This window comes from bacterium, from assembly GCA_021158245.1.
In the GTDB taxonomy this organism is placed as follows: Bacteria; Zhuqueibacterota; QNDG01; order QNDG01; family QNDG01; genus QNDG01.
In genome coordinates this window covers 1-8,994 of the sequence record JAGGVB010000077.1, presented here as the reverse complement: position 1 = coordinate 8,994, position 8,994 = coordinate 1, and the positions used below count along the sequence as shown (strand labels likewise).

Below are 8,994 nucleotides of genomic sequence, written 5' to 3'. Positions count from 1 at the left end.
TAGTTTTTTTTGTCAATTTAATATAACAAATCGGAGAACCTTTTTCAATTTATTTATGCCTTTTAACTCCATTTATTTTAATGACCTTACTGCATGTTCATCAACCGGTTTTTCGGGGGGTGCAAGTTTACCCTTTCTTTTCACTTGACAAATCCTCCTAAAATATGTAATATTTAACGTCTTGAAAACCAATGGGAGGAATCAGTCATGACAGCAGAAAAAGCAAAAACAAGCAACTATAAATTTAAAGCTGAAATAAGCCAGCTTCTTGAAATTCTTACACATTCCCTCTATACTCACAGGGATATCTTTATCCGTGAACTTATATCAAATGCAGCAGATGCCCTTGACAAGGTAAAACTGAAAATGCTGCTTGCAGAACCTGTTTGCGATAAAAATCTGGATCTTGAGATAAACATCACTCTTGATACGGATAATAAAAAATTCATCATATCAGATACAGGAATTGGGATGTCCGCTGAAGAACTCCGAAACAACATAGGAACAATTGCAAAATCCGGAACAGCAGATTTTATTAAAAATCTTTCAGAATCAAAAGACAAAGACTTATCATTAATCGGAAAATTCGGCGTAGGATTTTATTCGGTATTCATGGCAGGCGAAAAAGTTGAGATTATTACAAAATCCGCAGTTCCGGAAGAGCCTGCCTGTTTATGGGAAAGCGACGGAAAAGGCTCGTTCCATATCCGCCAGGCTGACACGGAAGTTAAAAGAGGCACAACCATTACTGTTTTTCTCAGGGAAAATGCAGAATCATTTGCAAATGACTATACAGTAAAAAGCGCAATTGAAAAATATTCAAACTTTGTCCCTTTCCCCATAATTTTAAATAAAGACAGGGTTAATACAATTTCCGCAATATGGAGGGATCCGAAAAATTCCGTTAAAGATGAAGACTATAAATCATTCTTTAAGTTTATTGCACATCAGGAAGAGGACCCTGTTACATGGCTGCACTTTTCCGCTGATGTACCGCTGCAGTTTAATGCCCTGCTTTTCGTCCCCAAAAACAATCTGGAATTCCTGGGGCTTGGCAAGCAGGAGGAGGGAGTACAGCTCTTTGTGAAAAGAGTAATGGTAGATCCCCACGCAAAGGAGATACTGCCGCAGTATCTTCGGTTTATCAGAGGAGTTGTGGAAAGCGACGACCTGCCTATAAATATTTCAAGAGAAACTCTGCAGGAAAATCCATATCTGATTAAGATAAAAAATACATTAACCGGTAAATTTCTCTCTCATCTTTCTGATATCGCTGAAAAAGATGCCGAACAGTATAATTCTCTTTATAAGGAATTCGGCAGAATAATTAAGGAGGGATATACTGATTTCCAGCATAAGGATCAGATTGCAGGCCTCTTCCGGTTCAACTCATCAAAATGCAAGGGCAAGGATGAGCTTGTATCTCTAAAGGAGTATGTTGACAGAATGGCTGAAAATCAGGAAAAAATATACTTCCTCTCAGGGGCTTCGAGAGATGCTGTTGAAAAAAATCCGACTCTGGAAATATTTAATGACAGAGATATTGAAGTGCTGTACTGCTTTGACCCGATCGATGAATTTGCACTGCCAGGCCTCATGGAATTTTCAGGCAAACAAATCCAATCCGTGGATCAGGCTGATCCCGATGAAATAAAAAAAGCCGGAAGTACTGAAAATAAAGAAGAAGAGCCTGACAGGGAAGTTGTAAAAGAGTTAGAAACTCTGACACGCAGAATGAAAAACATACTGGGCAGCCGGGTGGAAGATGTTCGCCTGTCTAACCGGCTCGTTAAAAGCCCTGCAATTCTTGTAAGTCAGAATAAAGCAATGTCTTCCCAGATGGAGAAGATTATGTCCATGCTTAATCAGGAAATATCTGCTGTTCCGAAAGTAATGGAGATCAATAAGAATCATTCGATTATCACAAATATGCTTGACATCTATAAAAAGGATCCCAAAGACCCTGTTCTTGACGATTTGACAAACAGCCTGTTTTCAACAGCCCTGCTTTTTGACGGAGCAGTAGACAAACCGCAGAACATGGCTGAAGAATTCCAGAAAATTATCAGCCGTACAGCAGAGCTCTACACAGAAAAATCAAAAGGGGAAAAAAGTACTGAAAAGAAAAAGTGAGATTGCATGTATTCCTTATCATTGCGAGGAGTTCGTACAATCGGATAACGAAGCAATCTTTTCAAATCAATTATAAATACATTAGCATTCTGTTTCCCAAGTTAACCTTGGGAAACAGAATTTTCCGGCACAATAATACGAAAAAAATGAGCCCCAATTATGAATCCACTTAGAAATCCCCCTGCCCATATTCCTGCAATAAGGAAAATTGTATACATACTTTTAATTCTCATTTTACTTTCAGGCTTGTACGGATATCCCAACAATAAAAAAGAGATATTCCAAATTCAGGGGAAAGGGCTCTATTCACCTTTTGAGGGGAAAACTGTATTTCTGAAAAAAAATATTGTGACAGGTATTGCAAAAAACGGCTTCTTTATGCAGACTCCCATAACTAGGAGTGATAATAATCCTGCTACTTCCGACGGAATTTTTGTATACACTAAATATAAACCAAAAGTAAAAGTCGGAGATATTGTAGACATAAAAGGCAAAGTTAAGGAATTTCATAAATTAACCGAGATTAGTTTAATCGGTAAAATTATAAAAAAAGGACATACAAAAAAGCTTCCGCCCTGCTTTAAACTTCCTGAATTGATAAATAGAAAACAATTTCTTGAGCGTTTTGAAGGCATGCGTGTTTCTTCTTCAGAACTCTTTATCTGCGGCCCATCGGACAGATACGGAGAGGCATTCATCTCCCTTTCCGGGAAAAGGGCATTCCGCGAACCCGGGATTCTGTTTCCCGGTCAGAGAGGATTCCCTGTGTGGGACGGCAACCCAGAAGTAATAAAAATCGATCCTGATGGAATTGGAGGTAAAAAACAGCGGTTTTTCAGCGGAGTAAAAATTGATGCAGTAAAAGGTATTATGACATTCTCTTACGGACAGTATAAAATTTTACCGAAATTTATCGCTCTTGGGAAAAAGCCGACACCACACAGAGCGAGGGAAAAAAACAGAAACGAAATTACAATCGGTACATTTAACCTCAAACGCATGTTTGATACAATAGACGACAACACAACAATAGATGCTGTTCTGTCCCGCAAAACATATCGGCTTATGATTAAAAAAAGAGCTCTGTTTATATTAAAAACCATGAATCTGCCTGATATACTTGCTGTTGAAGAAGTTGAGAATAAGCAGGTACTTAAAGATATTGCAGAGCAGATAAAAAAACTGAGCCCTGAAACATCCTATAAATGTTTTCTGAAAAACGGCAATGACCCTTCAGGCATGGATGTGGGTTTTCTTACGGATAAAAACATTATTGTCGACTCAGTAATTCAATACTGCAAAAACAAAAAATTCAACTGGGGACAAAAACACTCTCTCCTTCACGACCGCCCTCCTCTTGCAATATTCTGTCATATAAAAAACAGAGCTGATATTCCCATTGTTGTGATAGCAGTTCATTTACGGTCGCTATATGGAATAGACGGCCCGGATTCACTCAGGATCAGGAAGAAAAGATTCCTTCAAAGCGTATCAATTGCAAAACTGATTCAAAAGCTGCAGACATCTGATAAAAATCTTAAAATAGTTGTGGCAGGAGACTTTAACTCCTTTCAGTTTACCGACGGATATGCTGACATTCTGGGAGAGATATCAGGCAGACAGCAGAAATCCGGATCTTTTTTCCATGCCAAATCTCCTGTTACACCCCCTCTTTTTGATACAATCTTTAAAGCTGCAGAAAATGAAAGATATTCATTTATTTATCAGGGCAACAGCGCCTGTTTTGATCACATCCTTGTTTCGCAGAATTTAAAAAAATCCGTGTCAGATATTGTCTTCTGCCGCGGTAACTGCGACACACCGGAATATTTCAGCAGAATCAAAGATTCTCCGTTAAGGTCATCTGACCACGACGGTGTTGTTCTGTACTTGTCTTACAAAAAATTAAGGGTTATGAAATGATTGAAATACAAATACCCGGGTCAGATAATATAAACATCAAACACCTTGTTTTTGACTTTAACGGCACTCTTGCTATTGACGGTAAGTTGATTGAAGGTGTGAGAGAAAGACTGCTGAAACTGTCCGATTTCGTAAAAATCCATGTTATTACTGCAGATACATTCGGAATGGCAAGAAAAGAGCTGAAATCTGTGCCCTGCTCTCTTAAAATTTTAAGTTCAGATACGCAGGCAGAAGAAAAAGCAAAATTTGTGAAATCTCTCGAAAAACAAAATGTCTGCGCTATCGGAAACGGATTTAATGATAATGAAATGGTAAGAAGTGCAGAACTCGGTATTGCAGTGATTCAGGAAGAAGGAGCAGCAAAAGCTACAATTTTAAACTCGGATATAATTTGTAAAAGCATTATTGATGCTATGGAAATTTTATTAAATCCGAAACGCATAACAGCGAGTTTGAGGAGGTAGGGAAAAGCAGGATCTCCCTTAAAAAGTCATAATTCAGTATTTAGAACATAAGGCTCTTCCGGGTTTTCTATGGATAAAGGCTTAATTTACCACCGGTGAATGAAGTTTTTATTGTCTTAACTGTATTTTAGCTTTCACTTGAAAGGTGCTCCTTTTTTTGTTATTGTCTTTGTTGTTATAAACATAATTTACAATAACTTGGGGTGCCTTTCAAGTGTTTTTACTTTAGAAATCTATGTACTATTTAAAGGACTTTTGATACAGCCCCGGAGGCAGAAAAGTAAAAGGCTGCAATTTAAATATTGCAACCTTTTACAAATTAAGGATATACAAGAATTTGATACAACTGCCAAATCACACTTTTATAAAAATTAAACTTTAAATAAAGGCATTATTTTATTATTTTAACATGCCACAACTTATTACTATCATGTATCACTGCAGTTATGGCCTTTATAACCTTCCTGACATACCCAAAGTGTACCATGCGGTAATTGATAAGACTGACAATCCGAATTAGCATGATTAAAACAAGTTCCTGAAACATTTTTTTCCGCATTTAACAATCTTACATTACTTACATTAAATATAGTCAATAATAATATCACAACAACTGACACAAAAATCCATTTTGTCATTTTTACTTCCTCCATATTCCCACTATACCTTAAATATATAGCGGAAATTATTATTTTCTTGTTATATCATTAATATGATAAATATTTAACCAAAACTCTATTTTATCTTCATTACCAGCTATCGTTCTTTCTTTAATTGTAAAAATTTCTCCATTGCTACATCCAATAGGATACTCACTTTGAGAAAAAATTGCTACTCTTAATAGCTTTCCATCTTTATCCCAAATTTCAATAAAATTAAAATTGTCACCATCCTTTAAATAAACTGCCACATAACCTTTCGAAGTATCAATAAAATACAAATTCATTATTTTAGTAACTTGCTCCAATAATTTACGCCTTTTTGGCCCGTCAAAATTTAAATATGAATCCCCCTGTAATTTCATTGGCACTTTTTTGTAGACAGGAGAACTTATTCTGCTGAATTTTTCTATGTAAGACGAATCTAATTTAATTTTATAAATCTCAGCTCCAATAACATTTGCAAAATAAATATATTTATTATTATCATAACATATCCCTCCTCCATGTAATTTTGATATTGGATATTTATACTTTTCATTAACAGGTAAAAGCTTTTTATTTAGTTTTCCTCTTTTATCATATACCCTTAGTTGTTCTTTTGATGGGGCTAATATATAATAATTGTTATACTTATCAATACAAAACCTTCTTATTGGCGAATCAACTATTATTTTGTTATAATATTTTCCCTGAATATCAATCTTCTGTATCGTCCTTGTTTGAAAATCACTAAAATATATCTTATCATTATTTGCTATTAGCTTGTCAGGCCATATGTATTCACCCGGTCCCCTACCTGTTTCACCTATTCTCATTATTTTTCCCGAAGCTTTATATAAAGAAAAAATACTTCTTGCCCAAAAATCAATAAAAACAAAAGAACTATCATCAACTCTTGCTACATCAACAGGCTGTGATATTGAATCATTATCACCCATTAAAAGTGAGTCAACCTGTGTAAAGATATCACTAAAATCGACTATTTTATTTATTTTGTTTGAACAAGAAAAGAACAGAAGAACAACTGTAAGGGTTAAATAAACTATAACCTGTTTATTCCATCTCTTCAAACTATTAATCCGGTAACAACTTATCATAACATGACCTCTTAATATTTAATTATTTTTTTCAATTTGTAATCTATCCATATCATATCCTTTCTGCCTCCACAAATCTATACCTCCATTCAAAAAATATACGTGAGAAAATCCATTTTTTCTTAAATATTTTGCTAATAAATAACCCAATGTACATCCAGAATGATCACAATAAGTAATTATCAAACTATCCTTTGGTAGAAATTTTATTTTACTTTTTATAATATGTATAGTATATGGTAATGAAACAGCATTCGGTATATGTTCATATTTAAAAAATCCCACAGGTCTGGCATCCAAAAATATTGGATTGCTTGTTTTAAAAAGGTGATAAGATTCATTCACATCTATTGATTCTATATTAAGTTCATTTTTCATATTATATTTTTTATGTATATATTCAAAATTAAACAATAATAAGAATATTAAAATTATTCCAAGTAATATTTTAACAACTTTCACGTGCTTCACAAATTCCCCCTGAATGGAATTTGACTTTTTTAGGATAATTTTTGGCGCATCTTTCTTATTGAGGAAATACTCCTTTTAATTCCAGGATGTACTAATCCTCTGCAATCAGATGCAAAAACTGCTTTGCTGCAATTATGGTATGATGTTTGAACTAAAGATGCAACTACTGTACTACTTAAAATATACCATCAACTTTCTAAATATAAAAAATAAAAAAAGATTTGTCAAGTAGTGTTTATTTATTTTTATTCCTATTATATTTTCAATTACTACTTATTCTTTTTATTTATAAACATTTGGGTACACCTGAAAGAATAATAATTCAGCATTCAAACAAAATTTGTGGAGATTGTTTTTATCAAGCCCATAGTAAATTTGCTGAAATATATGGAGTTAATCCATTATTTATAAACCTTAATTTCATTTATCTTAACATGTTAAGACTTTCTCAGAAAGCTATACTTATTACAGATTTTTCTAAGCAGTTCAAACAAAAAGCCGGGGCAAAACCCCGGCTATATTTTTTATTTACAACAATTTTAGTTAAAACTTTCCGAAATTATACCTGAACGCAAGCCTCGGCTGGAATCTCTCCTGAGGTTCATACCTTCCTGTTTCCTCGTTCATCTTGAAATTCCAGATATAATCCATATACAGAAGAAGATAGGGTTTAACTTTATACCCTACTCCGAACCGTGCCACAGAACGATAATCAAGGGTTGTAGCATCTTTCAAATTGTCAACTCCCCACTTATCATAGCTTGCCTCAAGACTGATAAGGGGAATTGAACGGGACAGAGCTGCGCCGAGATGCATAAGCCCGCTGTTTGCCTCACCGTCAATCCTCTGGTAATATCCCATTGCAGTAATAAGGTGCAGAAAATTGAACCGCATTGCACCGAACCACCCTTTTCTCTTTTCCGTCATCATGGGAAGCAGCATCTGCTTGTTTACAGGAATCTCATAAAGTGCATCCCTGAACTCCTGCGGAACACCTGAAACATCCCCGCCGAGAGATTCGTAATACTCCATCAATTCGCCGAGCGAGGTATTTCTGAGGATTTCATAAAATGGGCCGAAATAATTAGAGATAAACTCTCTGCCGAGAATTCTTCTCTCAAAAACAAATTGAAAATCCAGAATGCTTTCCATGTGATTCAAGTCTGCTTTAAAACCAAAAGACTGCCCGTTACCATAATCAGATATCTGTGCATGGTCAAAGTACGTAATCAAGTTAAAAAACTTTGATTTAATTAAAGGCAGTTCAACTACCATCCCCCATTTAGTTGTATCTTGAAGATGTTGAACTTCTCAGTTCCCTTGGGTGTGGGAGCAAGTGTGTCAATTCCTATCCCTTTTTCCAAAAAACAAACCAATTCACTCTTTGCAGAACCGGCTTTTAGTGTGTTATTCATTCTGCTGCTTGCAGCTCCAAGCAGCAAATCACAAAGCTGGATCAATACAACCTGCCTGGATGGCAAGGATTGAATGTCTGTAATAATCGATGAAAGATTTGCGTATTGAAGACATCTTTTAAGTACCTTTAACCGATCAGGATCGCGATTCGTCTTGATGTCACAGAAAATTCTGTATTCATTAAAATCCAGTATCCAATGGTGCAAAAGCTGATAATAAAATTTGTAAAAACCAAGTTCACTGTCGTTGTCGTACAAGGACATTTTAAGTTGAGTATGATCCACAGCAATGCATCGGGACCGCAACTCAAGATCGTACGAAAAAAACATGTCTATCAGGTCAAGATAAAAGGAGAGTCTGGATGGTGACACCTTGGACCATTTTATTTCACCCCAGGTATTGTGTTTCTCTCTCAATCTACGAATCTTGTGTTTCATTTCTTCCCGCAAAGAGGCCGGCAACCACAAACCACCTATCATCAGGTAACGGCCAGCTGGTTTTTTAGTTGTGAAAAGATCGGGCATGGATTCATCGCAATAGACTTCAAATTTCATGAATGCCCCTCCTTTAAAAATTTCGGATGGCGAATTTCCCCTGTCAGCAGCTTCTGCATCAGCCCCTTTTTCTGTTCCTTTATTTTTTCCTGTTTCTTTTTAAGCAGCTCAATTTCCCGGTCGCAGGTGGAAAGCACTGCGGCAATGCGGATTTGTTCGGCCTCCGAGGGGACAATCGCTTTTACCTGCGAGAAATGACGAAACTTCAAATTCAAAGTATCAGACACAAGTCCTTGTGAAAAACGATGGAAAAGGTGAATCATGGGCGGAT

At 35.9% G+C, this 8,994-nt stretch carries 9 protein-coding genes; 3 read left to right on the top strand and 6 right to left on the bottom strand.

Annotation, left to right across the window (positions count from 1 at the left end; all coding sequences use genetic code 11):
* Positions 1 to 207 precede the first annotated feature (207 nt).
* From htpG to J7K93_04760, 3 genes are all read left to right on the top strand, one after another.
* Positions 208 to 2,133 (top strand): molecular chaperone HtpG, encoded by a 1,926-nt coding sequence (gene htpG / locus J7K93_04770; GenBank protein ID MCD6116306.1) that lies wholly within the window; start codon positions 208 to 210, stop codon positions 2,131 to 2,133.
* Between the two features lie 159 nt (positions 2,134 to 2,292).
* Positions 2,293 to 4,056, top strand: coding sequence for a hypothetical protein (locus J7K93_04765; protein ID MCD6116305.1), 1,764 nt, complete (start codon positions 2,293 to 2,295; stop codon positions 4,054 to 4,056).
* Positions 4,053 to 4,523, top strand: coding sequence for an HAD hydrolase family protein (locus J7K93_04760; GenBank protein MCD6116304.1), 471 nt, complete (start codon positions 4,053 to 4,055; stop codon positions 4,521 to 4,523). Before J7K93_04765 ends, J7K93_04760 begins: the two co-directional genes overlap by 4 nt.
* A 428-nt stretch (positions 4,524 to 4,951) precedes the next feature.
* Here the strand turns inward: J7K93_04760 and J7K93_04755 are convergent, their stop codons facing one another.
* From J7K93_04755 to J7K93_04730, 6 genes are all read right to left on the bottom strand, one after another.
* Complete coding sequence (locus J7K93_04755; GenBank protein ID MCD6116303.1) at positions 4,952 to 5,161, bottom strand: hypothetical protein; 210 nt, start codon at positions 5,159 to 5,161, stop codon at positions 4,952 to 4,954.
* Positions 5,162 to 5,211: 50 nt separating this feature from the next.
* Positions 5,212 to 6,255 (bottom strand): hypothetical protein, encoded by a 1,044-nt coding sequence (locus J7K93_04750; protein MCD6116302.1) that lies wholly within the window; start codon positions 6,253 to 6,255, stop codon positions 5,212 to 5,214.
* 45 nt (positions 6,256 to 6,300) lie between these two features.
* Positions 6,301 to 6,753: a rhodanese-like domain-containing protein gene (locus J7K93_04745; GenBank protein ID MCD6116301.1), complete on the bottom strand. Its 453-nt coding sequence runs from the start codon at positions 6,751 to 6,753 to the stop codon at positions 6,301 to 6,303.
* A gap of 543 nt (positions 6,754 to 7,296) precedes the next feature.
* Positions 7,297 to 8,028 carry a hypothetical protein gene (locus tag J7K93_04740; GenBank protein MCD6116300.1) on the bottom strand — a complete coding sequence of 244 codons (732 nt, stop codon included), beginning with the start codon at positions 8,026 to 8,028 and terminating at the stop codon, positions 7,297 to 7,299.
* Positions 8,022 to 8,723: a DUF3800 domain-containing protein gene (locus J7K93_04735; GenBank protein ID MCD6116299.1), complete on the bottom strand. Its 702-nt coding sequence runs from the start codon at positions 8,721 to 8,723 to the stop codon at positions 8,022 to 8,024. Before J7K93_04735 ends, J7K93_04740 begins: the two co-directional genes overlap by 7 nt.
* Positions 8,720 to 8,994: restriction endonuclease subunit S (locus J7K93_04730; GenBank protein ID MCD6116298.1), on the bottom strand; the 275-nt coding region annotated here is incomplete at its 5' end. The genes J7K93_04735 and J7K93_04730, both read right to left, overlap by 4 nt.

Coding starts and splice junctions, on each gene's coding strand:
- J7K93_04740 (MCD6116300.1), bottom strand. CDS start 8,028: ATGGTAGTTGAACTGCCTTTAATTAAATCAAAGTTTTTTAACTTGATT.
- J7K93_04755 (MCD6116303.1), bottom strand. CDS start 5,161: ATGACAAAATGGATTTTTGTGTCAGTTGTTGTGATATTATTATTGACT.
- J7K93_04765 (MCD6116305.1), top strand. CDS start 2,293: ATGAATCCACTTAGAAATCCCCCTGCCCATATTCCTGCAATAAGGAAA.
- J7K93_04760 (MCD6116304.1), top strand. CDS start 4,053: ATGATTGAAATACAAATACCCGGGTCAGATAATATAAACATCAAACAC.
- htpG (MCD6116306.1), top strand. CDS start 208: ATGACAGCAGAAAAAGCAAAAACAAGCAACTATAAATTTAAAGCTGAA.
- J7K93_04735 (MCD6116299.1), bottom strand. CDS start 8,723: ATGAAATTTGAAGTCTATTGCGATGAATCCATGCCCGATCTTTTCACA.